At 33.8% G+C, this 26,630-nt stretch carries 27 protein-coding genes; 10 read left to right on the top strand and 17 right to left on the bottom strand.

Annotation, left to right across the window (positions count from 1 at the left end; genetic code table 11):
- Positions 1 to 199 precede the first annotated feature (199 nt).
- The 4 genes from ric to FJOH_RS12530 all read right to left on the bottom strand — a co-directional run bounded on the left by ric (position 200) and on the right by FJOH_RS12530 (position 4,280).
- On the bottom strand, positions 200 to 931 hold the full coding sequence (ric, locus tag FJOH_RS12545; RefSeq protein WP_012024480.1) for an iron-sulfur cluster repair di-iron protein: 732 nt from the start codon (positions 929 to 931) through the stop codon (positions 200 to 202).
- 23 nt (positions 932 to 954) lie between these two features.
- Positions 955 to 3,189: a nitric-oxide reductase large subunit gene (locus FJOH_RS12540; protein ID WP_012024479.1), complete on the bottom strand. Its 2,235-nt coding sequence runs from the start codon at positions 3,187 to 3,189 to the stop codon at positions 955 to 957.
- A gap of 98 nt (positions 3,190 to 3,287) precedes the next feature.
- Entirely contained in the window at positions 3,288 to 3,809 is a 522-nt protein-coding gene (locus FJOH_RS12535) for a plastocyanin/azurin family copper-binding protein (RefSeq protein ID WP_012024478.1), read from the bottom strand.
- A 21-nt stretch (positions 3,810 to 3,830) separates the two neighbouring features.
- Positions 3,831 to 4,280: an RrF2 family transcriptional regulator gene (locus FJOH_RS12530; RefSeq protein ID WP_012024477.1), complete on the bottom strand. Its 450-nt coding sequence runs from the start codon at positions 4,278 to 4,280 to the stop codon at positions 3,831 to 3,833.
- Positions 4,281 to 4,482: 202 nt separating this feature from the next.
- On the opposite strand from FJOH_RS12530, the gene FJOH_RS12525 reads away from it, so the two are divergent.
- Together FJOH_RS12525 and FJOH_RS12520 are read left to right on the top strand one after the other, a co-directional pair.
- The gene (locus FJOH_RS12525; RefSeq protein WP_012024476.1) at positions 4,483 to 5,262 is read left to right on the top strand and encodes an NYN domain-containing protein; all 780 of its coding nucleotides are present in this window, start codon (positions 4,483 to 4,485) and stop codon (positions 5,260 to 5,262) included.
- A gap of 31 nt (positions 5,263 to 5,293) precedes the next feature.
- Complete coding sequence (locus FJOH_RS12520) at positions 5,294 to 6,808, top strand: FMN-binding glutamate synthase family protein (protein WP_012024475.1); 1,515 nt, start codon at positions 5,294 to 5,296, stop codon at positions 6,806 to 6,808.
- 53 nt (positions 6,809 to 6,861) lie between these two features.
- On the opposite strand, the gene FJOH_RS12515 is transcribed toward FJOH_RS12520, so the two are convergent.
- From FJOH_RS12515 to FJOH_RS12505, 3 genes are all read right to left on the bottom strand, one after another.
- A complete protein-coding gene (locus FJOH_RS12515) occupies positions 6,862 to 7,296 on the bottom strand; it encodes a hypothetical protein (protein WP_012024474.1) in 435 nt (144 codons plus the stop codon).
- A gap of 213 nt (positions 7,297 to 7,509) precedes the next feature.
- Complete coding sequence (locus FJOH_RS12510) at positions 7,510 to 7,917, bottom strand: hypothetical protein (protein ID WP_012024473.1); 408 nt, start codon at positions 7,915 to 7,917, stop codon at positions 7,510 to 7,512.
- Positions 7,918 to 7,923: 6 nt separating this feature from the next.
- Positions 7,924 to 9,102 (bottom strand): glycoside hydrolase family 88 protein, encoded by a 1,179-nt coding sequence (locus FJOH_RS12505; RefSeq protein WP_012024472.1) that lies wholly within the window; start codon positions 9,100 to 9,102, stop codon positions 7,924 to 7,926.
- 196 nt (positions 9,103 to 9,298) lie between these two features.
- Here FJOH_RS12505 and FJOH_RS12500 point away from each other — a divergent pair, with 196 nt between their 5' ends.
- Complete coding sequence (locus FJOH_RS12500) at positions 9,299 to 9,700, top strand: ribosomal maturation YjgA family protein (protein WP_012024471.1); 402 nt, start codon at positions 9,299 to 9,301, stop codon at positions 9,698 to 9,700.
- Here FJOH_RS12500 and FJOH_RS12495 read toward each other — a convergent pair.
- Positions 9,681 to 11,459 (bottom strand): ABC transporter ATP-binding protein, encoded by a 1,779-nt coding sequence (locus tag FJOH_RS12495; RefSeq protein WP_012024470.1) that lies wholly within the window; start codon positions 11,457 to 11,459, stop codon positions 9,681 to 9,683. The genes FJOH_RS12500 and FJOH_RS12495 overlap by 20 nt on opposite strands.
- Positions 11,460 to 11,535: 76 nt before the next feature.
- Between FJOH_RS12495 and FJOH_RS12490 the strand changes: the two genes are divergently transcribed.
- From FJOH_RS12490 to FJOH_RS12480, 3 genes are all read left to right on the top strand, one after another.
- A complete protein-coding gene (locus tag FJOH_RS12490; protein WP_012024469.1) occupies positions 11,536 to 12,114 on the top strand; it encodes a non-canonical purine NTP diphosphatase in 579 nt (192 codons plus the stop codon).
- Positions 12,115 to 12,318: 204 nt separating this feature from the next.
- On the top strand, positions 12,319 to 14,223 hold the full coding sequence (locus FJOH_RS12485; protein WP_012024468.1) for a DEAD/DEAH box helicase: 1,905 nt from the start codon (positions 12,319 to 12,321) through the stop codon (positions 14,221 to 14,223).
- Positions 14,224 to 14,474: 251 nt separating this feature from the next.
- Entirely contained in the window at positions 14,475 to 15,248 is a 774-nt protein-coding gene (locus FJOH_RS12480) for a carboxypeptidase-like regulatory domain-containing protein (RefSeq protein ID WP_012024467.1), read from the top strand.
- 310 nt (positions 15,249 to 15,558) lie between these two features.
- Here FJOH_RS12480 and FJOH_RS12475 read toward each other — a convergent pair whose 3' ends face one another.
- From FJOH_RS12475 to FJOH_RS12465, 3 genes are all read right to left on the bottom strand, one after another.
- Positions 15,559 to 17,019: an aminoacyl-histidine dipeptidase gene (locus tag FJOH_RS12475; protein ID WP_012024466.1), complete on the bottom strand. Its 1,461-nt coding sequence runs from the start codon at positions 17,017 to 17,019 to the stop codon at positions 15,559 to 15,561.
- Positions 17,020 to 17,183: 164 nt separating this feature from the next.
- Positions 17,184 to 17,477, bottom strand: a complete 294-nt coding sequence (locus FJOH_RS12470; RefSeq protein ID WP_012024465.1) for a type II toxin-antitoxin system RelE/ParE family toxin — start codon at positions 17,475 to 17,477, stop codon at positions 17,184 to 17,186.
- Positions 17,478 to 17,482: 5 nt separating this feature from the next.
- Complete coding sequence (locus FJOH_RS12465; protein WP_044047702.1) at positions 17,483 to 17,686, bottom strand: hypothetical protein; 204 nt, start codon at positions 17,684 to 17,686, stop codon at positions 17,483 to 17,485.
- A gap of 84 nt (positions 17,687 to 17,770) precedes the next feature.
- On the opposite strand from FJOH_RS12465, the gene FJOH_RS12460 reads away from it, so the two are divergent.
- The 3 genes from FJOH_RS12460 to FJOH_RS12450 all read left to right on the top strand — a co-directional run bounded on the left by FJOH_RS12460 (position 17,771) and on the right by FJOH_RS12450 (position 20,109).
- The gene (locus FJOH_RS12460) at positions 17,771 to 18,832 is read left to right on the top strand and encodes a DUF3810 domain-containing protein (protein ID WP_012024463.1); all 1,062 of its coding nucleotides are present in this window, start codon (positions 17,771 to 17,773) and stop codon (positions 18,830 to 18,832) included.
- A 141-nt stretch (positions 18,833 to 18,973) separates the two neighbouring features.
- A complete protein-coding gene (locus FJOH_RS12455; RefSeq protein WP_012024462.1) occupies positions 18,974 to 19,468 on the top strand; it encodes an RNA polymerase sigma factor in 495 nt (164 codons plus the stop codon).
- Positions 19,469 to 19,476: 8 nt separating this feature from the next.
- Positions 19,477 to 20,109: a hypothetical protein gene (locus FJOH_RS12450; RefSeq protein WP_012024461.1), complete on the top strand. Its 633-nt coding sequence runs from the start codon at positions 19,477 to 19,479 to the stop codon at positions 20,107 to 20,109.
- 100 nt (positions 20,110 to 20,209) lie between these two features.
- On the opposite strand, the gene FJOH_RS12445 is transcribed toward FJOH_RS12450, so the two are convergent.
- Positions 20,210 to 21,019, bottom strand: a complete 810-nt coding sequence (locus tag FJOH_RS12445; protein ID WP_012024460.1) for a lysophospholipid acyltransferase family protein — start codon at positions 21,017 to 21,019, stop codon at positions 20,210 to 20,212.
- A gap of 127 nt (positions 21,020 to 21,146) precedes the next feature.
- The gene (locus tag FJOH_RS12440; protein ID WP_012024459.1) at positions 21,147 to 21,797 is read right to left on the bottom strand and encodes an NUDIX hydrolase; all 651 of its coding nucleotides are present in this window, start codon (positions 21,795 to 21,797) and stop codon (positions 21,147 to 21,149) included.
- A gap of 90 nt (positions 21,798 to 21,887) precedes the next feature.
- Between FJOH_RS12440 and FJOH_RS12435 the strand changes: the two genes are divergently transcribed.
- Positions 21,888 to 22,328, top strand: a complete 441-nt coding sequence (locus FJOH_RS12435) for a DUF4268 domain-containing protein (protein ID WP_012024458.1) — start codon at positions 21,888 to 21,890, stop codon at positions 22,326 to 22,328.
- Between the two features lie 80 nt (positions 22,329 to 22,408).
- Here the strand turns inward: FJOH_RS12435 and FJOH_RS12430 are convergent, their stop codons facing one another.
- Genes FJOH_RS12430 through mnmA form a run of 4 tightly spaced genes read right to left on the bottom strand, consistent with a single transcriptional unit; the run spans position 22,409 to position 26,622 of the window.
- Positions 22,409 to 22,819, bottom strand: a complete 411-nt coding sequence (locus tag FJOH_RS12430) for a hypothetical protein (RefSeq protein WP_012024457.1) — start codon at positions 22,817 to 22,819, stop codon at positions 22,409 to 22,411.
- A gap of 19 nt (positions 22,820 to 22,838) precedes the next feature.
- A complete protein-coding gene (locus tag FJOH_RS12425) occupies positions 22,839 to 23,783 on the bottom strand; it encodes an NAD(P)H-dependent flavin oxidoreductase (RefSeq protein WP_012024456.1) in 945 nt (314 codons plus the stop codon).
- An 8-nt stretch (positions 23,784 to 23,791) separates the two neighbouring features.
- Positions 23,792 to 25,393, bottom strand: a complete 1,602-nt coding sequence (locus FJOH_RS12420; protein ID WP_012024455.1) for a S8 family serine peptidase — start codon at positions 25,391 to 25,393, stop codon at positions 23,792 to 23,794.
- A 41-nt stretch (positions 25,394 to 25,434) separates the two neighbouring features.
- Positions 25,435 to 26,622, bottom strand: coding sequence for a tRNA 2-thiouridine(34) synthase MnmA (mnmA, locus tag FJOH_RS12415; RefSeq protein ID WP_012024454.1), 1,188 nt, complete (start codon positions 26,620 to 26,622; stop codon positions 25,435 to 25,437).
- Positions 26,623 to 26,630 lie beyond the last annotated feature (8 nt).

Genomic DNA, 26,630 nt, shown 5'->3' with positions numbered 1-26,630 from the left:
ATGAATACACATAGCTATGTGCAAAAATCTAGATTTTCTCAAATCGTCTTTCAAGTTTGTTAAAATCTATGTTTCTATGTGTTTATTTTTTTTAGTAAAACTCAATGAGTTAAAAATAACATTTCTTCAAATAAAAAACACCGATAAATATCATTTTAAAATGTGCTATCGGTGCTTTTCGAACTATTAAAATTTATTTTTATTCTACTTCAACAAAATCTTTTTCTAAAAGAACTGCTTTTGGAAACAGGATATTATTTTCTAAATGAATGTGCTTATGCAAATCTTCTTCAAATTCCTTAAGCATTGCAAAAGTTACTTTATACGTTGTACAAGCATCTGCAGGCGGCGTGTAATGATCTGTTAAAGCAGCAATTTCTCTAAAACGCTCTCCCTCATTATCGTGTTCGTGCATCATCATCGCGATTGGATTTGAAACTGAACCAAACGAAGGCTGAGATAAAATCCCGTCAGATTCTTTGGTTTTTGTCATTCTTTTCACAAAAGGAAATAAAATTAATTCCTCTTTTTTCATGTGCTGTGATAATTCGCCGGCACAGCCAATAAACAATTCGTTTATCTTAAATAACTCAGGATAATTGGCTCCGTGAACTTTGCATAACTTATCTAAAAAAGCAAGCAGTGTATGTGTCTTATCTTCAACATAACGATGATGTGTTTTTTCGATATAATCTGCCAGCAAATCCAACGGCCATGAGTTAAAATCAATCGAACCGTTGTTTTCAGACTGAATAACTTCGTGAATGTTTTGCAATAAAACATCGGCGTCAATATTTTGTTTTTCGCAGACTTCGTCTACGGTTCTGTTTCCTTTGCAGCAAAAATCAATTCTGTATTTAGAGAAAACCGCAGCAGTTCTATAATCCTGAGCTACGAATGATCCTATTGTTTTGTTTTTTAAATTTTCCATGATACTCAATTTTAAATTTGTTTTTATTTTTTGTTTTTTAAGGTCAGGTCAAATACAAACCATGCCATTGTTATAAATCCGATTCCGAAAATAGAATCTCCTATCGCACGAAGCCATTTTAAGGTAATCATTGCCGGCTGCTGCATTAATTCTGATGAGCGTGCATACCACATTCCGTGATCGATACTCTCAATTGCCTGCCATACTCCAATTGGAAGTAAACTCAATACTGCCATTAAAAACAAACCAATATTCAGCGACCAAAAAGTAATTTTCAGCAGTTTTGTATTCCAGTTTACATTTCTGTATAAACTTCTTAGTACAAACAATACCAGTCCAATTCCCAGCATTCCGTAAACTCCAAATAAAGCCGTATGTCCGTGTAATGGCGTTGTATTTAAACCTTGTATGTAATAAAGCGCAATTGGCGGATTAATAATGAATCCGAAAATTCCGGCTCCAAGGAAATTCCAAAACGCAACAGAAATCATAAAATAAATCGGCCATTTGTAATCCGCAATCCATTGGGTTGATTTTGAGATTTTATAGTTTTGATAGGCTTCAAATCCTATTAAAGTTAAAGGCACAACTTCTAGCGCGCTGAAAGTCGCTCCAAGAGCCATAATCGCGGTTGGCGTTCCTGAGAAATACAAGTGATGGAATGTTCCTAAAATCCCTCCCGACATGAAAATAATGGTCGCAAACAATACATTTAAAGTAGCTGTTTTGGTTTTCAGCAATCCTAAACGAACAAATAAGAAAGCCATAACAACGGTTGCAAAAACTTCGAAGAAACCTTCAACCCAAAGGTGAACTACCCACCATCTCCAATATTCAGCAACGGCTAAATTGGTTTGTCTTCCCCACATTAATCCTGCGCCGTAAAACATGGCAATTGCAGTACAAGAAATCAAGAAAAGAATAATAAGGTTTTTCTCTTGTGTTTTTTTCTTTAAAATCGGGATTAAAGGGCGAATCATTAAGGCAAGCCATAAAAACAATCCAACTAAAAGGAAAATCTGCCAGAATCGCCCTAAATCAACATATTCGTAACCTTGATGACCAAACCAGAAGTTTTGTACCAAATCTAATTTCTGCATTACACCAAACCATTGTCCCGCCATTGAACCTAAAACAATAATGAGCAGGGCGATAAATAAGAAGTTGATGCCAAAACATTGAAATTTAGGATCTTTACCAGAAACCGCCGGAGCAATATATAATCCGGTTGCCAGCCATGCCGTCGCAATCCAAAAAATAGCCAATTGGGTATGCCATGTACGTGTAACGGCGTAAGGCAGAATCTGATCAATTGGAATTCCGTACAAGCCGTTTCCTTCTACTCCGTAATGTGCCGTTATGATTCCAAAAGCCATTTGTAAAATCATCAGTAAACTTACAATCCAGAAATATTTTACAACCAGTTTCATCGAAGGTGTTTTGCCCTGATTGATGATTGGATCTTCTTTTGGAAGCGGAAATTCTTCTTCTTCACCTGATTTTGCATGATAGAAAACTAGAATTCCAATACTTAAAATCAGCAGAATAATACTGACTCCAGACCATGCCAAAAGTTCTTTGGTTGCTTTGTTTCCAACCAATTCATCTGAAGGCCAGTTGTGTGTATACGAAATATCAGAATCCGGACGGTTGGTAACTGTTGCCCAGGTAGCCCAAAAGAAAAACGCATTCATTTTGTGCATTCTCGCATCATCTTTTATTGAGTTTTTCGGAATTGCATATTCTTCTCTCAGTTTATCAAACTTAGGATCGTTTGTAAAAAGTCCTTTGTAATATTCGCTTAAACTCTTAATAGCTGCTAAACGGTTTTCAGATATTGTAAGAACTCCTGTATTGGCATCATAGCGATTGGTTCTAAGATCTTTTTGCAGACGAATTTTTAAAGCCGATTGTTTTTCGGCATCCAAATCGTCAAACTTTTTATTAAAATCTTCTTTGGCAAATTTATCCAGTATAAAAAGTGCTTCTCTGTGCAGCCAATCAGCAGTCCAGTCCGGGGCAACGTAAGCACCGTGTCCCCAGATAGATCCTACCTCCTGGCCTCCTATACTCTGCCAGATATTCTGCCCGTCTTTAATTTCGGTTTCAGTAAAAACCACTTTTCCTGAATCGGTTATAATTTCTTTAGGAACCGGAGGCGCCTGCTGATAAATTTCATAACCATAATAACCAAGCACGGCAAATGATATACTCATTACCAATGCAAAAACGAACCATAATTTTTTTTCTCTTTTCATTTCTCTTGGGGGAAATCTATTAATAAAAGACAAAACTATCTTTTATTGGTTTTTAAAAAAACTCCAAACCTATTTTCAGCATTTGGAGTCTATATTATTTACTCAACAATTAATACACCTTTCATCATAGCCACGTGGCCAGGAAAAGAACAGATAAACGGATATGATCCTTTTTTATCAATTGTAAATTCGATTGTATCTTCTTCTCCGCCGCCTAATAATTTAGTATGTGCAATGATAGAAGCTTTTTCAGATTCAGGAATATAATCAGTCGCTTTCGCATCATTGGCTTTTAAAGCAAATGCACTCTGGTCTGTTCCTTCCTGAAGAATTATTAAATTGTGGCCCATTGCTTCTTTTGGAATTTTACCAACGTGTTTTAAAGTCAATTTAATTGGTTTTCCTGCAACTGCTTTTAATTCATTTTTATTAAACTGCATTTGGTCGTTTCCTTCAATAACCAATACATTTTCTTCAGCTGGCGCAGCTGTTGGAGCTTGTTCGCCTTCTGTAGAAGTTTCTGTTTGTTCTTCAACCGGAGCTGTTTCTTTTTTACCGCAAGAAGTTATAGTTAAAAATCCCATTAGGATCAATAGTGAAATTTTGGTTTTTGTATTCATTTTTAAGTAATTTATTTAATGTTAATCGTTTGTATTTACTGTTTTTAGAAAAAAGTCTCCTGATTTTACTCCCAAAGCAAGCTGTTCTAAAGTTGTTGTTGAAAGCATTTGTAAAAGAAGACCTCTTATTTTTTTAAATTCAAAATGCACAGGACATGGATGTTCTTCTGAACATTCTTTTAAACCAATACCGCATCCTCTGTAAATTTTATCACCGTCGATTGCATCAACAATCTGAATTAGTTTTATTGACTTTAATGCTTCCTTTGAAACTTCAAAACCGCCTCCTACTCCTTTAGCTGAATGAATAATGCCGTTTTTGGTTAAAATCTGCATAATCTTGGCAGTAAATGGTTCCGGCGAATCAATTTCTTTGGCAACATCTTTTATTCCCACCCGAATCCCTTTTGAAGATTTGGTAGCAATAAAAATAGAAGCTCTGATTCCGTACTCACACGCTTTTGAAAACATACACTGATTGGATTAATTCTTTACAAATGTATTAAAGTTTAAAATAAAAGACAAATTTATCTTTAATTAATTTTATTGAAGAAAAACCTTATTTATAATGAAACTAATTAGTACTGAAAAAACTACTTATTCGGCTTTGACTTTCTATAAAAACCAATTTTAATTTTAACTTTGAGAGTATTTAATTTTCTAATATCTAAATATGCCTTTAAGCAACTCAAAAGATTTAAAACTGGCAGTCCTGATTGATGCCGATAATGTGCCATACAGTAATGTGAAAGGTATGATGGAGGAAATTGCAAAATTTGGAACACCAACTACCAAAAGGATTTATGCAGACTGGACAAAGCCGAATGCAAATGGCTGGAAAGCCGTTTTACTAGAACATGCTATTACCCCCATACAGCAATATAGTTACACGGTTGGAAAAAATTCATCAGATTCTGCGTTGATTATTGATGCTATGGATTTGCTGTATTCCGGGAAATTAGATGGTTTCTGCATCGTTTCCAGCGACAGCGATTTTACCCGATTAGCGGTTCGATTAAGAGAATCCGGCATGAAAGTAATTGGTATTGGCGAAAAGAAAACCCCAAGTTCTTTTATCGTAGCCTGCGACCGTTTTATTTATATTGAGGTTTTGGATGGCGCAATTCAGAAGAAAAAACCAAAAGTAAACACAGCCGACACCAAAAAACCTGTGGAAAAACCTGCTGAAAAAGCACTTCATAAAGTAGATAAACAAACCATTGAACTTATTGAAGCTACAATTGAAGATATTGAAGATGATGACGGCTGGGCATTTCTAGGTGATGTCGGGAATCTGATTGTAAAGAAAAAACCAGAATTTGACCCAAGAAATTATGGTTATTCTAAGCTTACGCCAATGCTGAAATCATTGACGGATATTTTGGAAATCGACGAAAGAGAATCGGATAAAAAAGGCATAAAACACGTTTATGTGCGTTTACGATTCAACTAATTAATTTATTACCCTATTATTATTTAAAAACATGAGAAAGAAATTCTTTATTTACGGATTCTTATTGTTTCTAATTGTTGCTGCAATTTATTATTACACCGGACGAGGTTACTTACTCGTTTTTATTATCCCTCTTTTATTGATTATTGGAGCTTATAATGCTTCTCAAAAAAAACATGCTATTTTAAGGAACTTCCCGGTCTTGGGTTATTTTAGATATTTATTTGAAATGATTGCGCCCGAAATTCAGCAGTATTTTATTGAAAGATCTACTGATGGAAAACCTTTTTCAAGAAACCAGCGTTCTTTAGTGTATCAAAGAGCAAAAAATATTGACTCAAGTACACCTTTTGGAACACAGCAAAACTTAAATACTGAAAGCTACGAAGGAATAAAACATTCTATTTTCCCTGCAAAAGTAAATGAAGAACTTCCGAGAGTTTTAGTTGGAGGAAAAGATTGTAAACAGCCTTATTCTGCTTCTTTGTTTAATGTTTCGGCTATGAGTTTTGGTTCTTTGAGTGAACATGCAGTACGAGCCATTAATATTGGTGCCAAAAAAGGAAATTTTTACCAAAACACAGGCGAAGGAGGTTTAACTGATTTTCATCTTGAAGGCGGCGGTGATATTACCTGGCAGATTGGAACGGGTTATTTTGGATGCCGTGATGCTGAAGGAAATTTCAGCCCTGAAAAATTCTCAGAAAAGGCAAATCTTCCAAATGTAAAAATGATCGAAATTAAGCTTTCGCAAGGTGCAAAACCAGGTCACGGAGGTGTACTTCCGGCTGCAAAGAATACTGAACAGATTGCTAAAATTAGAGGAGTTGTACCGCATACCATGATTCTTTCTCCTCCCGGACACACTGCTTTTTCTGATACAAAAGGATTAATTCAGTTTATTAAACAATTACGCGAATTATCGAATGGAAAACCAATAGGTTTTAAATTATGTATTGGAAATACTGCTGAGTTTGAAGCTATCTGCCATGAAATGATCGCCGAAGATACTTATCCTGATTTTATTACAATTGATGGTGCTGAAGGCGGAACCGGAGCTGCTCCGTTAGAATTTGCAGACGGTGTTGGAATGCCGTTTGAACCGGCTTTAATTTTCGTCAACAAAACATTAATCGGATTAAATATTCGTGATAAAATGCGCATTATAGGAAGCGGGAAAATTATTTCCGGATATTCCATTCTTCATGCTGTTGCTTTGGGTGCAGATATGTGTAACAGTGCGAGAGGTTTTATGTTCTCTTTAGGTTGCATTCAGGCTTTACGCTGTCATAATAACGAATGTCCGACTGGAGTTGCCACTCAAAACAAAATGCTGATGAAAGGTTTGGTTGTAACCGATAAATCAGATCGAGTGTATCATTTCCATAAAAACACACTTCATTCTGCAAATGAACTTTTGGCTGCGGCCGGAAAAACATCTTTTGCAGATGTTGATATCAATATCTTTATGCGAGGTGACGAGTTTACAAATCTATCAGAATTGTATTTCCCTGATAATTTAACGAACGTTACCAAACGTAACTAAAAATAAAAGCCTCTTTGGAAATTCAAAGAGGCTTTTATTTTTTATATTAAATCTTAGAGTTTTGCAGTTTCTTTATTATCTGTGGCAGCTCCGCTTTCTAAAACAGCTAATTCTTCTTTATCAACTAATTGCTGGGCTAATATTGCATTATTATAAGCCAGGAAATATACGTCAAATTTTACTCCTTCGTCGATTAGTTCTGTCGAAATCTGATTGTTTTGAATCATTTCTTTTAATAAATCAGGGAATGATTCTTTGTAGGCTGCTTTATTAGAATCATTTTCTTCTAAATTAGTTTCAATTCTAATCTCGATTTTATTGTCATTTAGAAATGCTTTAGCCGCTGTACTTGTAATTCCGTGTCCTTTTATTGTTGATGAATTATTATAAGTACTTACGTGCTCCTGAATTTTTTGTTTGGTATTTTTACAGCTTACCAATACTAACATTGTTGCAAAAATAAATGCGATTTGGGTAATTTTTTTCATAATTTTTTGGTTTATTAGTTAATTTTTAACTCAAACATAATGAAATTAAAATAAAAAAACAACATCAAATCAGATTTTTAAAAAATGTAATTATTTAACTACAAGTCAATTACATAAAGTTTAAAATAGAAAGGATTAAACTTAGATAAACTAAAAAAGCCTCTTTAAAATAATTAAAGAGGCTTTCTGTTTTGAGCATTTTATACAGCTCAATTATTCTTTCAATAATTCAGGCAGAGATTCTTTTGTAATCACTTCTTTTACAAAAACAGTATTATCATCTGCTAAAAAATAAGCATCAAACTGCACACCTTCGTTAACTAATTCTTCCGGAATTTGATTTTTATCGAACATATCTTTTAACAACTTGGGAAACGATATATTCGCTGCTGTTTTATTAGCGTCATTCTGCTCTAAATCAGTTTCAAAACGCAATTCAATTTTATTGTCGTTTATATAACCTCTTGCTGTAGTAAGTGTTACATTTTCAGCCTTAAAACTAGAAGCAGTTGCATTGTATTTCACTACAAATTCCTGAAGTTTTTGTTTGGTATTTTTACAGCCTGCAAGCATCAATACCATAATAATTGCAAACGAAATCTGGCTTATTTTCTTTACCATAATTTTTTATTTTATTTTTTGAAGTCTTAAAAGTGCTTCAAGATAATAATAATCTGCGTAATTTATAGAACAATCTATTTCACTTCCTGCAGGTTTGTGTCCGGTTGAATGAAGTAAAAAGGCTGAATTTACATCTCGACTCTGGTAATGATCTGAAAGTGAAACAATCATCTTTTTAGACTTTGTTAGATATTCGTTTTTTAGGTTTTTATCTTTTGTGTAAGAACTCAACTCTAAAAGTGCCGAAGAAACAATCGCCGCCGCCGAAGCATCTCTTGGAGCATTTGGAATATCAGGCGCATTAAAATCCCAATATGGAATTAAATCTTCTGTTGTAAGTTTATCTAAATAAACTCGTGTTAGTTTATGTGCAAAATCTAAAAACTTAGGATCTTTTGTTTCTCTGTAAGTCATTGTAAAACCATAAATTGCCCAAGCCTGACCACGCGCCCACATACTGTCATCACTGTATCCCTGAGCCGTTCTTCCTTTTATTTTTTTACCAGTTTCATAATCATAAATAATAACATGATAAGAAGTATTATCTGGTCTGAAATGATTTGCCATTGTCGTTTCGGCATGTTTTACAGCAATATCATACAGCTTTTTGTTTCCTCCATTTTTAGATGCCCAAAACAGAAGCTCCAGATTCATCATATTATCAATAATTGTATTATGACCGCCCATTTTATTATGAGGCCAGGACAGAATCGTTCCCACTTTTGGATTAAAAAGTGCTGCCAGAGTATCGGCTGTTTTAAGGATAATTTCTTTGTATTCCGGATTTTTTGTCAATCGATATCCGTTTCCAAAACTATTAAAAATCTGAAAACCCAAATCATGGTCAGCTGCTTTGCTGACAGATAAAGGCGTTAAGAAACGGCTGAATTTATCTGCTTCTTTTTCCCATTTTTTATCCTTTGTTGCTTCATATAAATACCACAATTCACCAGGCCAAAATCCGCTTGTCCAGTCTTTGTAACTAACAAATTTCCAGTCTTTGCTTCCATTTGGAACTGTTCTTGGTGAAGTTCCGTCATCTGGAATTACTTTTAAAGTTTTGGATGCCTGTTCTGCACAATACTCTAATTGTTTTTGAATATTAAACGAATTGTTTTTTTGAGCATAGATTTGGTTTCCGATAAGAAACAAAGCCGTAATCAGCGTGAAAAATTTTGAATTCATGTGGTTATTTTTGATAGAAAGTTTATTAACCGATAAATTTATGAAATAAAGTAAAATCATTTAAGGTTTGTATTTTTCGTTCCCTAAAAATGTACTATTAAACTCCTTTTATCTGAGTTTATCTTAACTAACGAAGTAAACAAATAATAAACCTGTTAAATCAGTTTCATCTGTGTGCTGTTTAATATAAATTTGTTTGAACAAAACCACTGTAAACTTGAAATCCAGAATCTATTATTTCACCCTTTTTCTATTCATCATTTTTCTTGGAATCTGCTCCAGAAAAACAACATTTGTCCCATTATGGATAGGCGATTTTCTGTACGCTGTAATGATTTACTTTTTGGTTCGAATATTTCTTCCATTTAAGAATGCTTTTTCAATTGCATTACTTTCGCTTTTGATTTGCTATTCCATTGAGTTTTTACAATTGTATCAAGGCGAATGGATGATCGAACTTAGAAAGACACTTTTTGGCAGATATGTTTTAGGACAGGGATTTCTTTGGGAAGATATTCTGGCTTATACTTTTGGAATTTTTACGGTTTTTGTTTTTGAAAAAATAATTTTGAATTATTTCAGTCAAAAGTCTGTGTGATTTTTTCGATGTTTAAACTGTTTGCCATTGCCATAAATATTTGATGATACGTTCCTTTATTATCATATAATTCATCATGGGTTCCCTTTTCAACGCATCGTCCTTTTTCTAAAACAATAATATTCGCCGCATCGATAATTTGAGAAATGCTGTGCGAAATTATAATTACAGTTCGGTCTTTTTTAATGGCATCGAGAGATTTTTTTATTTGTTCTGTTGCAATGGCATCTAAACTGGCAGTTGGTTCATCCAGAAAAATAATTGGCGGATTTTTAAGAAAAAGTCTTGCAATCGCAATTCGCTGCTGCTGCCCTCCCGAAAGCAAATGCGCATCAGAATCATAACCTTTTGGCAGTTGTATTACCTGTTCATGAATATAAGCTTGTTTTGCAGCTTCGATAATTTCTGGGTGTGAAGCTTCGGGATTTCCGTATAAAATATTTTCTGCAATAGTTCCCTTAAAAATATGATTCTTCTGCAAAACCAAACCAATGTTTTTACGCAGAAAGTCCGTATTATAATCGACTAAATCAACTCCATCTAAAAATATTTGCCCTGATGATGGCAGGTAAAATTTATCTAATAAATTAATAATAGTACTTTTTCCGGCGCCGCTTAATCCTACCAAAGCAGTAGTTTCATTAGGTTTTACCGTAAAATTAATATCATAAAGCGCCTGAGTGCCGTTTGGGTAAATAAAGTCTACATTTTTAACTTCTATCAATCCTGAAATTTTTTCAGGCATATAATTACCGCTGGTTTCAATTTCTTTATCTGATTCTAAAATATCAAAGAAACCTTCCGAATAAATTAAGGCATCATTTACCTCGTCATAAATTCGGTGCAATTGCCTGATTGGAGACGAAACATTATTAAACAACATAATATGAAACATTATGGCACCAATTGTCATTTGATTATTCAGCACAAAATAAGCCGTCAAAATAATGATAATCACAACTCCTATCTGCTCGACAAAACTTTTAATACTTTCAAAAATAAAACTGGTTTTTCTGGTTTCCAGCTGATTTTCGGTCATTTCATACTGAATTTTTTCATGGCGATCTGCTTCGGTCGATTCTCGAACAAAAGATTTAATTACCGTTATGGATTCAATTAAGCTAATAATTCCGTTATTTTTAGTTTCGCGGTAATTTCGCATTCTTCTCCTAAAACCACTTAATTTCGTGGCTTGCAATTGGCTGATGTAAAAATAAATAGGAATAATACACAAACTCACTAATCCCACATACACATTGGCATAAAACATGATTACCAAAGCCACAAAAGCATTGGCAAACAAAGGCAGAATATCAATAAAAAAGTTCTGAACCAGTCGTGTTAAACTGCTAATGCCCAGATCGATTCTCGTTTGAAGTTTTCCGCTTTCATTTTCATCCGAAGTGTAAAATTCCATTCTATAACTTAGAATTTTTTCTACAATTGTCTGTGATATATCTCGTGTGATGAAAATACGAAGTTTTTCTCCATAGAATTTCTGTCCAAACTGCACCACAGAATTAACCAATTCTTTAGTTAATAATACAACACTAATAATACCAATTAAATGAAACCCTTTGGATAATGGTTCGTGGGCAACCATTAAATTATTAATTGTATCGACAGTATATTTTAAAATTACAGCATTTACCTGCGCCGCAAACGAACCTAAAAATGTAAGCAGTAAAGTGGCAATTACCATTTTTTTGTAAGGTTTTACAAACGGCAGGATTTTTTTATATAAAACAGATAATTGCATTTATTTTATTTTTAGGCAGTATATCAAATATAAGAATTCTAAATTTGTGTTTAAAATCATTTAAACACTTAATTCTATGAAACTCGTTTTCGCTTCAAACAACAAAAATAAAATTGCAGAAATACAAAGCATGCTTCCTGAAAGTATTACAATATTAAGTTTAGAAGATATTAATTGTTTTGAAGATATTCCTGAAACTGCAGATACAATTGAAGGAAATGCCATTTTGAAAGCGGATTACGTAACACAAAAGTATGGTTACGATTGTTTTGCAGATGATACTGGACTGGAAGTAGATGCTATAAATGGAGAACCCGGAGTGTATTCTGCACGTTACGCAGGCGAGCAAAAAAATGCCGACGATAACATGAATAAACTTTTAAAGGCATTAGAAAACAACAAAAATCGAAGCGCTCAGTTTAAAACCGTTATCACTTTAAACCTGGAAGGAAAGCAATATATATTTACTGGAATTGCAAAAGGAGAAATTACAGAAACCAAAACAGGTACAAATGGTTTTGGATACGACCCAATTTTCAAACCTGAAAATTTTGACAAAACCTTTGCAGAACTGCCTTTGGAAATAAAAAACACCATTGGACATCGTGGAAAAGCTGTTCAGCAACTAATTGATCTCCTGACTGCCACAAAATAATTGTTTCAAATACAACATTTTAAAGCTCAAATTTTACATTTTCAGACGTGTTTTTGGGGCAAATTCTGGATTTTTTACAAAAAATCATTTTACCTAAATCGTAACTTTTTGATAATCAAATCATAACAAATGTATAATTCTTGAAATTGCATTAGTTTATGTGAATAATTAACAGTAATTTTGCACCCTATTTTAAATACATATATGAATAAATTTGAACAATTAGGATTGAATGAATCGTTACTGAAGGCGATTTTAGATCTAGGATTTGAAAATCCGTCAGAGGTACAGGAAAAGGCGATTCCCCTATTATTGGAAAAAGACACAGATATGGTTGCGTTGGCTCAGACAGGGACAGGGAAAACGGCAGCTTTCGGTTTTCCGCTAATTCAAAAAATTGATGCTGACAATAGAAACACACAAGCATTAGTTTTATCGCCAACACGAGAACTTTGTTTACAGATTACCAACGAACTTAAAAACTACTCAAAATACGAAAAAGGTATTAATGTGGTAGCAGTTTACGGCGGGGCTAGTATTACAGAGCAAGCTAGAGAGATTAAAAGAGGCGCACAAATTATTGTGGCTACTCCAGGAAGAATGCAAGACATGATTAACAGAGGTTTAGTTAACATTAAAAATATAGATTACTGTATTCTTGATGAAGCTGATGAGATGTTGAACATGGGATTCTATGAAGACATCGTATCTATTTTATCAGATACTCCAGATCAAAAAAACACATGGTTGTTCTCTGCAACTATGCCGCAAGAGGTTGCCAGAATTGCAAAACAATTCATGAGCGAACCGGTTGAAATTACTGTTGGTGCTAAGAACTCAGGTTCTGCAACAGTTTCTCACGAATTTTACTTAGTAAATGCTCGTGATCGTTACGAAGCTCTAAAACGTTTAGCAGATGCTAACCCGGATATTTTCTCTGTAGTTTTCTGTCGTACTAAAAGAGATACACAGGCTGTAGCTGAAAAATTAATTGAAGATGGATATAGCGCCGCTGCGTTACACGGAGATTTATCTCAGGCACAACGTGACGGGGTAATGAAATCGTTCCGTGGAAGACAAATTCAGATGCTTGTTGCTACTGACGTTGCTGCACGTGGTATTGACGTTGATAACGTAACTCACGTTGTAAACTACCAATTACCAGATGAGATTGAAACTTACAACCACCGTTCTGGACGTACAGGTAGAGCTGGAAAATTAGGAACTTCTATTGTAATCGTTACAAAAAGTGAGTTACGTAAAATTTCTTCTATCGAGAGAATCATTAAACAAAAATTCGAAGAAAAAGCTATTCCATCTGGAATTGAAATCTGCGAAATTCAGTTATTACACTTAGCAAACAAAATTAAAGATACTGAGGTTGATCACGAAATTGACAACTATTTACCAGCAATTAACAATGTTCTTGAAGATTTATCTAAAGAAGAATTGATTAAGAAAATGGTATCTGTAGAATTTAACCGTTTCATTACTTACTACAAAAAGAATAGAGATATCTCTACTCAATCTTCTGGAGAAAGACGTGAAAGAGGTGATTCTGAGCCAAGAGAATTCAACAACAACGGAGCTGTTCGTTATTTTGTAAACATTGGTTCTAGAGACAATTTTGACTGGATGTCTTTAAAAGATTACTTGAAAGAAACATTAGACTTAGGTCGTGATGACGTTTTCAAAGTAGATGTAAAAGAAGGTTTCTCTTTCTTTAACACTGATCCTGAGCACACTGATAAAGTAATGGATATTTTAAACAACGTTCAATTAGAAGGACGTCGTATTAATGTTGAAATTTCTAAAAATGACGGAGGCGGAAGACGTGACCACAACAATCGTGGCGGCGGAAGAAATTCTGGCGGACAAAGAAGAGAAGGAAACTTCGCTCCAAGACGTGAAGGTTCTGGCGGAGGTTTTAGAAGCGACAGAAATTCTGCTCCAAGACGTGAAGGTTCTGGAGGCGGATTTAGAAGCGACAGAAACTCTGCTCCAAGAGAAGGAGGTTTTAGAAGAAACGAAGGTGGTTCTGACAGAGCTCCAAGACGTTCTGAAAGTTTTGGTGATTCATCAAGACCAAGAAGACCAAGAAGAGATTAATTATTTAATATCTTAAAAATACAAAATCCCAAATTCCAGACATAATTGGAATTTGGGATTTTTTCATATTAAGAATCTTACTCAACAAAATAAGTTTTGTAATTCGAAGTATTTTAATTTATCGTCTATACTGCTTTTTATTAAAATACTAAAAGCTATACTGATGCCATTGTTAATTTTCTTATAATTATATTCCAAGACTACGAAATATTTAATCTCGATTTACTACTTTTAGTGCTTTAAATCAGGATATGAAATATTTCGCAGTTTTCTTTTTTTTACTATTCTCGGCTGTTAGTTTTGCGCAAGATGTTGACTCATCTACCCCGCAAAGAGTTTCAGGTTACATTATAAACGACGATAGTAAACAGCCTCTTCCAAATGTAAATATCATTAACACAAACAAAGTACGCGGTGCAAAATCAGATTCAAAAGGGTATTTTGAAATTGATGTACAGCCTAATGATACTATTCATTTCTCTCTTTTAGGATTTCAATCTCTTAGAATCAGAGTAACAAATGACTGGATAAAAAACAAAGTAACTCGAATTCAGCTTACTGAAAAAGCTATTGCTCTTGAAGAAGTTATCATTGCTCCTTTCAGTTTAACAGGATATCTTGAAATTGACTCTAAACTGATCCCTACAAAAGAAAACTACCGTTATAGTATTTCTGGTCTTACACAAGGTTATGAAGCAGGAGAATACTCTCCAAATGCTTTTGGTAAAGTATTAGGCTCTATTTTTAATCCTGCCGATATGCTTTATAATTTCTTCGGAAAAAACAGCAGGGAGCTTAAAAAACTTAAGGACATGAAAAAAGACGATACAATTAGAAATCTTTTAGAAACCAAATACGACCGTGAAACCATTGCTGTTTTATTAGGAATAAGCAAAGACGAAATCCCTGAAATTATGCATCGCTGCAACTATTCTGATGCTTTTATTCAATCAGCAAATGACTTACAGATTTTAGATGCCATAAGCGGTTGTTACGAACAATATAAAGTACTAAAAAGGAATTAAAACTCTACTCTTATCATACAAATCCTCAATTTTTAAAATTGGGGATTTTTTTATGCCTTTTAGGATTTAAAAAACCTATATTTACTTAATAATCAATTTAAAACAATTAAAACAAATATCAATGGCAAAAAGTCAGGATGCTAAAAAACAGCAAAAAAAAGAACCGTTAAAAACCGCTAAAGAAAAGAAAGAAGAAAAAAGAGAGAAGAAAAATGCTCCAAAAAGGGATTAAGTTTTCAGTCGCAGTCACAGTTTTCAGCATCTAAGGAAACTGAAAACCGTAACTGACTACTGAGACTGTAAACCGAGACTATTTAACTGGTATATTTGAAAGAATCTCTAATACAAATTTCCAATATTTCTGCGCAGATGAAATGCTTGCTCTTTCGTCTGGAGAGTGCGCTCCGTGAATTGTTGGTCCAAAAGAAATCATATCCATTCCTGGATAATTTGTCCCTAAAATTCCACATTCTAAACCAGCGTGACAAGCTACAACTTTAGGCTGTTCGCCATTTTGTTTTTCGTAAATATCTTTTAAAACTTCTAATATTTCAGAATTCACATTTGGAGTCCATCCCGGATAAGAACCAGAAAGTTCTACTTCACATCCTACTAATTCAAATGCAGAACGTAACGAATTAGCTAAATCAAATTTTGAAGATTCTACAGAAGAACGTGTTAAACATCCCACTAAAATTTCTCCGTCTTTTACAACAACGCGAGCAATATTATTTGAAGTTTCAACTAAATCAGTCATATCAGGACTCATTCTGTAAACTCCGTTTTGCGCAGCATAAATCGCTCTTATAATACCTTCCTGAACGCCTAAATCCACTACTTTTTCAGGCAAATCAGATTTTACGATTTCAATCGTTAAGTTAGGTTCTGTTGTTTTGTATTCAGCTTTAATATCAGAAATAACTTCCTGCATGTCATACACATACGCTTCATCAAACATTTGAGAAATAATTACTTTCGCAACACTTTCTCTAGGAATTGCATTTCTAAGACTTCCTCCGTTAATTTCAGAAACCTGCAGTCCAAAATTTTCAAAACCATCAAATAATAAACGGTTCATAATTTTGTTTGCGTTTCCTAAACCTTTATGAATATCCATTCCAGAATGTCCTCCGTTTAAGCCTTTTACCGTAATAGTATAACCAACTGAAGCTTCAGGAACTTCTTCTTCATTATAAGTTCTTGTTGCCGTTACATCGATTCCACCAGCACATCCAATATCAATTTCATCATCTTCCTCTGTATCAAGATTCAACAAAATCTGTCCTTGCAGAATCCCACCTTTTAGATTTAAAGCCCCAGTCATTCCTGTTTCTTCATCAACAGTAAATAAGGCCTCAATTGCAGGATGCGGAATATCTTTGCTTTCCAAAACAGCCATAATAGTTGCCACTCCTAACCCATTGTCGGCTCCTAAAGTTGTACCACGCGCACGAACCCAGTCACCATCAACATACATATCAATTCCTTGTGTATCGAAATCAAAAACGGTATCAGCATTTTTTTGGTGCACCATATCCAGGTGTCCCTGCATTACGATTGGTTTACGGTTTTCCATTCCCGGAGTTGCCGGTTTTCTGATGATTACATTTCGGATTTCATCTTCAAAAGTTTCTAAACCCAAGCTGTTTCCAAAGTTTTTCATAAACTCGATTACTCGCTCTTCTTTCTTCGAAGGACGCGGAACAGCGTTTAAATCTGCAAATTTGTTCCAAAGTGCTTTTGGTTCCAGATTTCTTATTTCCTGACTCATTATATTTTGTTTGATGTTTAACAATTAAGAGCCTCAAAGTTACAAAGTTTAAATGCTTTTTCCGCCTCGAATTTCACGAATTAGCGCAAATTAAAACGACTTTAATATAGAATTACACGAATATTCTATTTAAAGCAAGAATTAAGAAAATAAATTCAATTTTCTTAAAGAGGATATTTTGCAGGATTCATTGAAGTATTAAAAACAGATAAAATATATACTGTTTTTAATTTCTCATCTAGGAAATAAAAAATGATAAATGGAAATTTTTTAGTGGGAAGACCACGATAATCTTTATATCTGATTTCAAAAAAAGGATTTTTAGATAATGTATCTAAATGTTCGTCAATTACTTTATAAAAATACTCACCTAAACCGCTTTGCTTAGACTCATAATAATCAATAGCATTTTGTATATCAACGAGCGCTCTTGGCTCAATAACAACATTAAAAATCATTTGCCTTATTTAAAACGCAATTTCTTTTTTGCTTCATTCCAAGGAAGAAACTCATCAGCTTTTGAAGTTGATCTTCTTTCGTCTAACAAATTTTTCATTTCTTCAGTCACTGAAAATTCATTTATTACAGTTTCATAATTGAATTTTTCTATTAACTGCATAAAGAATGACAATTCATTATCTGGAATATTTAAAGTGATTTGTGTCATTTTTTCCTTATTATTGAATAACAAATTTACAAAAAATAACACTAACTATCTTTTAATTATTATTTTTATACAAACGTAATAACCGTGACAAGAAAACATATCCTTCCCCTATTTCTTTTAATTCAGATTATCTTTTTAAAAGTTCTTCCTTTTTTTCCTGACTTTGTTGAAGGCTTTTACAGCAACAATTTATACATTAGAATTTCTCATTTCTTACGAATAGTTTTAGGTAAAATTCCTTTTTCTGTGGGCGACTGCATTTACGGTATTTTGATTATATCAATTATCAGCTGGTTCTGGAAAATTAGAAAAACATGGAAAACCGAATGGAAAGATCATATCTTAAAAATTTTAGGCAAAATTTCTGTTTATTATTTTCTGTTTCATGTGCTTTGGGCTTTTAATTATTATCGTGAACCTCTTTTCCAGAAAATGGAAATTAAAAGAGAATACAGCGATGCTGATTTATTAGCGTTCACAAAAAAACTGATTGTTAGAACCAATGAAATCCAGTTTAAGATCACAAAAAATAAGAACGAGAAAATTCAACTTCCGTATTCACAGGAAGAAGTTTTTAAAATGAATTTAAGCGGATATAACAATTTAGCACAAGAGCATCCATATTTTAAATACAACACATTAAGCGTTAAAAAATCACTATTCAGCGTTCCATTAACTTATATGGGATTTGGCGGTTATTTAAATCCGTTTACCAATGAAGCACAGGTAAATGATTTACTGCCTATGTATTCTTTCCCGCTCACGGCTTCACATGAAATGGCTCATCAAATTGGTTTTGCGAGTGAAAATGAATGTAATTTTATCGGCGTTTTGGCATGTGTGAAGAATGATAATTTATATTTTCAATATTCAGGATACAGCTTTGCATTGCGTTATTGTCTTGGAATATGGAAGTTTAAAAATGAAAAAGTTTTTGAAAAATTAAAAAAAGAGATAAATCCCGGAATTTTAAAAAACTATCAGGAAAGCCAGGATTTCTGGAAAAAATACGACACCTTTATAGATAAAGGTTTTCACTTTCTGTATGATAATTTCCTGAAATCGAACAATCAAAAAGACGGAATGGAAAGCTACAGCAAGTTTATAGATTTGATGATTAATTATTATAAAACGAGAAAATTTTAGATTTTTCTGCCACAGATCGCACAGAGTAAAAGGATTTTTATTTTGTATTAAACAACTAAAAGAAATTATAATCTTTTAACGTGCGTCAAAAAAAATAAATTTAACTGTAACAAAAATGATTTCATAACTACTAATACTTTTATGAGCGAAAATCTAGAACAGTCATTTGTTGCACAATTGCAGGCAAATCAGAATATAATCCACAAGATTTGTAGGTTGTATACTGATGGCGAAGACGCTCATAAAGATTTATTTCAGGAAATCACCATTCAGCTCTGGAAAGCTTATCCAAAATTTAGAGGCGACAGTAAATTTTCGACCTGGACGTACCGTGTTGCTTTAAATACAGCAATTACATTATACCGAAAAACCAAAAGGACCATATCTACCGTAGATTATGAAAGTCATCAGCACTTTGTAAAAGATGTTGATTACAATTATGAAGAGGAAGAACAGATAAAATTGATGTATAAAGCAGTTTATCAGCTTAATGACATCGAAAAAGCATTAGTTTTTATGTATTTAGAAGACAAAGATTATCAAGAAATAGCCGAAACCTTAGGAATCAGCGAAGTGAATGCGCGTGTGAAAATGAATAGAATTAAAGGGAAACTTAAAAAAATACTAAATCCTTAAAAATTATTATGAAAGAACTGGATTTATTAAAAAAAGACTGGAAAAAGAACTCTGATTCTTTTCAACAAATTTCTGAAACAGAAATCTACAGAATGATTCACAAAAAATCATCTTCTATTGTAAAATGGATTTTGATTATTAGTATTCTGGAAATTTCATTTTGGACTTTCTCAAATTTGTTTATCAATACAGATGATGTTTTAAGAAAAATAAATCATCCTGAGATTGTTGTTACCCTTGAATATTTAACTTATTTGAATTATCTGGTGGGATTAATTTTTGTTTTTATTTTCTACAAAAATTATACTACGATTTCTACAACTGTTGCTACAAAATCTTTAATGAGCGCTATTTTAAGAACCAGAAAAACGGTTCAGTATTATGTGTGGTACAACTTAGGAATGATTGTGGTTACGTCTATTTTAAGCTTTTTTATCGCTTTTGTCTACAATCCTGACATGGCTTTTTTAAGAGAAAAATTAGCCGTAAACGGAAAAGCAATGTTTACCACAATTGGAATTTTAATTCTGGTAATCCTAGGTTTCTTTGGAGTCTTCTGGTGTTTCTACAGATTATTGTACGGAACTCTTTTACGCAGATTGTATGTGAATTACAAGGAGTTGAAGAAGATAGATTTTTAATTGAGGTTCAAAGGTTCAGAGCGACAAAGGCTCAAAGGTGCTAGTTTTCCAACTTGAAACTTGAAACCTGAAACTTGAAACAAAAAAATAACCTAAAATTCTAGTAATCCCAGCGTCTCATTTTGTTAAGTTCTTCCTGTGCTTTTATTTCTTCGGCTGGAATAACTTTTAAAAATGATGGGTGCTGTTCGATTGCGTATTCTACTTTTTCTACGATCTGTTCGATAGTATCATTTTCATAATCGATTTCAAGAGGCTCTTTAATTATGAAAGACTGAAGTATATTTTTCTTTTTCATACGAAGTCCCTTTTTATCAAAAGAACGTCGGAAACCGTCAATTACAATAGGAATTACGATAGGTTTATGCTGTTTGATGATATGCGCTGTTCCTTTACGAACAGGTTTAAAAGATTTTGTTGTTCCCTGCGGAAAAGTAATAACCCAGCCATCTTCAAGAGCAATTCTAATATTTTCGGTATCATTTGGGTTTACATCACGTTTTTCTGTAACGTCAACTCCTTTTGATCTCCAGGTTCTTTCAACCGTAATAGCCCCAACATAAGCCAAAATTCTTGGCAGTAATCCTGCCTGCATAGTTTCTTTTGCAGCAACATAATAAATATTCATTTTTGGCTGCCATAAATAACCAATGTTCTTAATAGTATCTTGACGTCCGCTTAAACTTGCGTTAAACACATGAAACATTGCTACAACATCGGCAAAATACGTTTGGTGATTTGATATAAACAAAACATTTGTATCCGGAAGCGTTTTAATAATTTCAGATCCTTCAATCTGCAATTCATTAAAACCTCTATATCTTCTATGTGTCATGGCACCCAAAATACGGATTAACCATTTCTTGATGAATAATATATGACCGAAAGGATTTCGTTTAAACAATCCCATAATGCTGTTTTGTGTTATTTTTGGTTAAGTCGCAAACATACAAAAATTATTCTTTTAGCAATAGTTTTATACAATTTACAGAATAAAACACTATCATCATGAATATCAAATTGTTAATTTTATTCTATTACGAATTTTCTGCAAAAGTTGTTTTTAAAACATCTCTCAGTTCGCTTAAAATCATCGCTGTTGCTCCCCATACAATATGATTTTGAATATAGAATGCCGGAACCAGAATATCATTTCCATAAGAAGTTGATAATGTGGTTTCGATCATAATTTCATCATCTAAAAAAACAGACAGCGGCAGTTCGATAATTGAAGCTACTTCACGCGCATCCGGATAAAATGAAAGTTCTTCTTTTGCAATTCCCAAATATGGATGAACCAAGAAGTTACTTGGCGGAATATACATGGGTGTAAAATGCTTTATAATTTCTATTTTCTCAGGAAGAACACCAATTTCTTCGCTTGTTTCACGCAAAGCTGTTTCCTGATAATCCCTATCTGTTATTTCATATTTACCTCCCGGAAAAGCTATTTGTGAGGAATGAACTCCGTTGTAAGCATTTCGGACAATTAAAATAAGATGTGTTTTTTCGTTTTTAGGATAAAACAGCATCATAACTGCAGCAATTCGCGGATTCTTTGCGTTAATATCTAAGTTTTTCAACGCCTGAATGCGTTCTAGAGGGGCCATTTTAGCGTGTGCCGTTTCTGCCGGAAGTTCAACTGGAATTAAATTAGGAACATATTGTAAAAATTGTTGAAAATCCATATTCAAAGTTTATTTTTGTACTTTCAATTAAAATATAAATATACTCTAGAAAATGCGGTTCTACAAGTTTTCTAAAACAAAGCCATAAAAATGTACAGCAGAGAAGAATCACAAAGAATGAAAAGGGAATTTTGGGTAGCTTTTGCAGAAAAGTATCCTAGAAAATGGGTTCTTTATGATACCAAAATAAAAGATTTCTCTTTTAAATTTTATGTAGACAATAAAAAAGCTCAGGTTTTAATTGACATTGAACACCGAAGCGATGAAAAACGATATGCTTATTTCGAAAAACTGGAAGCGTTAAAGAATATTCTGGAAGAAGAATTCATTAAAGATTTGGTTTTTGAAAAAAACTATACTCTTGAAAGTGGTAAAAACATAAGCCGAATCTGGGTTGAAAAACTTGGTGTTGGTTTTAGCAACCGCAATAACTGGGACGCAATTTTTGATTTTTTCAACGAAAAAATGCACGCTCTAGAAATGTTTTATCTGGAATATGATGAGTTTATTAAGGAAATTGACTCTTTATAGACTCTAAGGTTCTGAGATACTAAGTTACTAAGTTTTTTTTATTATTAAATCCAAAGTACTTAGTATCTTAGAAGCTTATTTTAAACCGTAAAAATATTATAAACGATAATATGGTCATCGTAATTGATATAGAGCTGTTTACGGAAATCCTGTTTTTTTCTGGTAATGATTGAAAGTTTACATTCTTTTCCGTCGTTATCTTTACACAAGAAAGAATACACAATATCAGTATCGTTTTCTTCTCTTTCTATATAATCCAAAATATTAAAAAGCTGGATTTCCTGAGAGTACACAACAATACGGTGTTTATCTGTATCTAACACAACCGAAAGATTTACCAAGTCAAGGTTCGACCATTCGCCCCATTTCCCTCTCTCATTTTTTTGCAGTACGCTGAAACCCGAAGTTTTAAAATGATAGGATTGGCTTTGAACTTGCTGCAGTCCAAAAGTTAAAAACAATATAATTATATAAGTGCGAATAGAATTCATAAATTTTTCTTGCGGATAATTAAAAATCAAATGTAGCTTTTTCTTCGCGAGCAGCTTTAAAATCGGCTATCATTTCTTGAACAATTTGTTCGACAGGTAAAATTTCATGAATCAGTCCGGCGATTTGTCCTATTTCGAGTTCGCCTTCTTCCAAATCACCTTCAAACATTCCTTTTTTGGCTCTGGCTCTTCCTAATAATTCAATCAAATCTTCTTTAGAAGGACATTTTTCATATAAAGCCTGAACATCATTATAAAACTTATTTTTAACCAATCGAACCGGAGCTAATTCTTTTAAAGTCAATTGAGTATCTCCTTCTTTTATATTAACTATCGTTTGTTTAAAATTATTGTGGGCAGATGATTCTATCGATGCTGCAAAACGGCTTCCAACCTGAACACCATCGGCACCTAAAACCATTGCAGCAAGCATTCCCCTTCCGGTTGCAATTCCGCCGGCAGCAATAATTGGAATTTGGATTTTTTCCTTTACCATCGGAATCAAAGTAACAGTAGTAGTTTCATCGCGTCCGTTATGTCCGCCCGCTTCGAAACCTTCGGCCACAATAGCATCTACGCCAGCTTCTTGTGCTTTTAAGGCAAAAACACTGCTGCTGACTACATGTACTACTGTTATTCCTTTTTCTTTTAAAAATGAAGTCCATGTTTTTGGATTTCCTGCCGAAGTAAAAACGATTTTAACGCCTTCTTCAATCACGATATTCATGATCTCTTCAATATTAGGATATAACATCGGAATATTAACTCCAAACGGCTTATCAGTCGCTTTTTTACATTTCTGAATATGTTCTCTCAAAACATCAGGATACATCGATCCTGCGCCAATTAAACCTAACCCGCCAGCATTACTCACTGCCGATGCTAATTTATAACCGCTATTCCAAATCATGCCACCTTGAATAATTGGATATTTTATATTAAAAAGCGTTGTAATTCTATTCATTAAAACTATTATTGTTTTATTATTTTTCCTGTTTTATGTAAGCTTCCCGCATCGAAAGTATAAAAATAAAGTCCGTTTGTTAAACCTTCTACAGAAAGTACCGGATTTTGATTTGTGATTTGTTTTTCAATCAGCTTTTGTCCTAATAACGAATAGATAGAAACAGAAGCGGTTTCGTTATCAAACAAAAATGAGATATTTGATTTTGTTGGATTTGGATAAACCAAAAAATCTGAAGTTGACAGGAAAGTTTGAGTTCCTAAAGTAGAACCAAAATTTGGTATTCCATATCCATAACTAGTATCAGGAGTAGTATATCTGTCGGCAGAAGCCAAAATCATTTGTCTGATTTCTTTATTGGTTTTAGTTGGAAAAGCCTGCCATAAAGAAGCTGCCATTCCTGCTATAATTGGACATGAAAAAGAAGTTCCATCGGCAGTTCCTATACTTCCGTTTGCATTAGCTACTGTCGCCGCAGATCCCTGTGCCATTACATCCGGCTTTATTCTGTTATCATAACTTGGCCCAATCGAACTGAAACTCGATTTTACTTTAGAAGCTGTAACCGCACCAATTGCCAGAACTGAAACAGCATCGGCTGGAGAACCAACATGTTTTTCTGTCGTATTTCCTTCATTTCCGGCAGAAGCTAAAACCAATATTCCTTTACTAAAAGCTATTTCAGCGCCTCGCGAAATAAAAGTTGTTATTCCGTTCATATCGCTGTAGGTATGATTATATCTCGGCTCTGTGCGGTCACCAAAATATCCTAATGAAGTAGTTATTATATCAACTCCCAAAGCATCAGCTCTTTCGGCAGCTTCAACCCATAAAGATTCTTCTACAGGATTTTCTACAGCATCGATTTCGGTAATAAAAAGATAATATGATGCATTTGGAGCTGTTCCAACCAAGGCATTTTCTTTATAACCTCCCATAGTTGAAAGTACTAAAGTTCCGTGATCGTCTCCCGTGTAAAAATTGTCATTTCGGGTGGTGAAGTCGTAACCTCCCAGAATTCGGTTGTTATTTCTAAGATTTTCAAAAGGCTGGGCTGTATTTACACCTGGAAATCCAGCATCTAAAACGGCTATAATTTTTCCTTCTCCGGTAAAATTCTGCTGATGCAGAACCTGACCGTTTAACATCTGAATTTGATTGGCAGAATTACCATACGAATAATCAACAGTAGTTTTTAACTTATCAAGTGTTTGACTTGTTTTTGCTACTGAGACTTTTTTTCCAGTAGTATTTAAACTTTTATCAGCAAACTCAACTTTTGCTACAAAAGACAATCCTTTTAAAGCATTGATATTAGTTTGTGTACCGCGAATGTGAAGTGCATTAAGCCATTTAGACTGTGCCATCAACGTTATTCCTGTACTAGATTTAATTTGATTTACAAATGAAGCTTCTAACGGTGCATCTGTTAAATCTAAAACTATATTTTGATTTGTTCTTCGGTCTAAAGCTCTTTGCGATAGTTCTGATAAAGGATTACTAAAGAATGCCTGAGCATTGGGTTTTGCATTAAAATAAACCCACGCTTCTTCCTGCGCAAAAATGGCAAACGAAACGAAGAATAAAAGAAAAGTAAAGTTATATCTCATAGTATACTTTTTATGGAATTTCTTCCTAAGAAAGTATAAAGCTAAGAAATTACTCCCGAACCAACTAATTCATTTTCTAAATACCAGGCAACAAATTGTCCTTCTGTAATAGCAGACTGAGGCTCATCAAAATGAACATACATTCCGTTTGCAAACTGATGTAAAGTTGCTTTTTGCAATGGCTGACGATAACGAATTCTCGCCATTACTTCCATCTGTTCGCCTTCTTTCAGTTTCAAATCTTCACGAACCCAGTGTACTTCAGAATTGCCAACAAATAAAGCTTTTTTAAACAACCCAGGATGATTACTCGTTAAACCAGTATAAATTGTATTGGTATCAACATCAGTAGCAATTACAAATAATGGGTCTGTAGTACCTCCAACATTCAATCCTTTTCTTTGTCCAACAGTAAAATAATGTGCTCCCTGATGTTTACCCATAACTTTACCCATTTCCGGACGGTAGTTCAGTTTTTGAGATTCGATTTTTAATTCTTCTTCTAAAGACAATCCAGCTTGCTTTTCAACATTGTATATAGGATCATTTTTATCAATCTGAACAATTGTACCTTCTTTTGGCTGTAATTTTTGCTGTAAAAATTCAGGTAAACGCACTTTTCCAATAAAGCAAAGTCCTTGCGAATCTTTCTTTTCGGCAGTAACCAATTCCATTTCGGCTGCAATTTCGCGAACTTCTGGTTTTGTCAAAGCCCCAATTGGAAACAATGCTTTTGATAATTGTTCCTGAGATAACTGGCATAAAAAATACGACTGATCTTTGTTAACATCATTTCCGGCAATTAATTGATAAACCGTTTTTCCGTCAACTTCAATTTCGCTTTTCTGGCAGTAATGACCAGTCGCAACATAATCAGCTCCAAGACTTAGAGCAATTTTCATAAAAACATCAAATTTGATTTCGCGGTTACAAAGCACGTCAGGATTTGGAGTTCTTCCTTTTTCGTATTCGTTGAACATATAATCAACGATTTTTTCTTTGTATTCTTCACTTAAATCAACTGTCTGAAACGGTATTCCAAGTTTTTCTGCAACCAATAAAGCATCGTTACTATCTTCTAACCAAGGACATTCGTTAGAAATAGTAACCGAATCATCGTGCCAGTTCTTCATAAAAAGGCCAATAACTTCGTATCCTTGCTGCTGCAATAAATAAGCTGCAACACTAGAATCTACTCCACCAGAAAGACCAACTACTACTCGTTTCATTTTAAAAT

This window comes from Flavobacterium johnsoniae UW101, assembly GCF_000016645.1.
Lineage (GTDB): Bacteria > Bacteroidota > Bacteroidia > Flavobacteriales > Flavobacteriaceae > Flavobacterium > Flavobacterium johnsoniae.
This window is presented reverse-complemented; position numbering and strand designations above follow the sequence as displayed.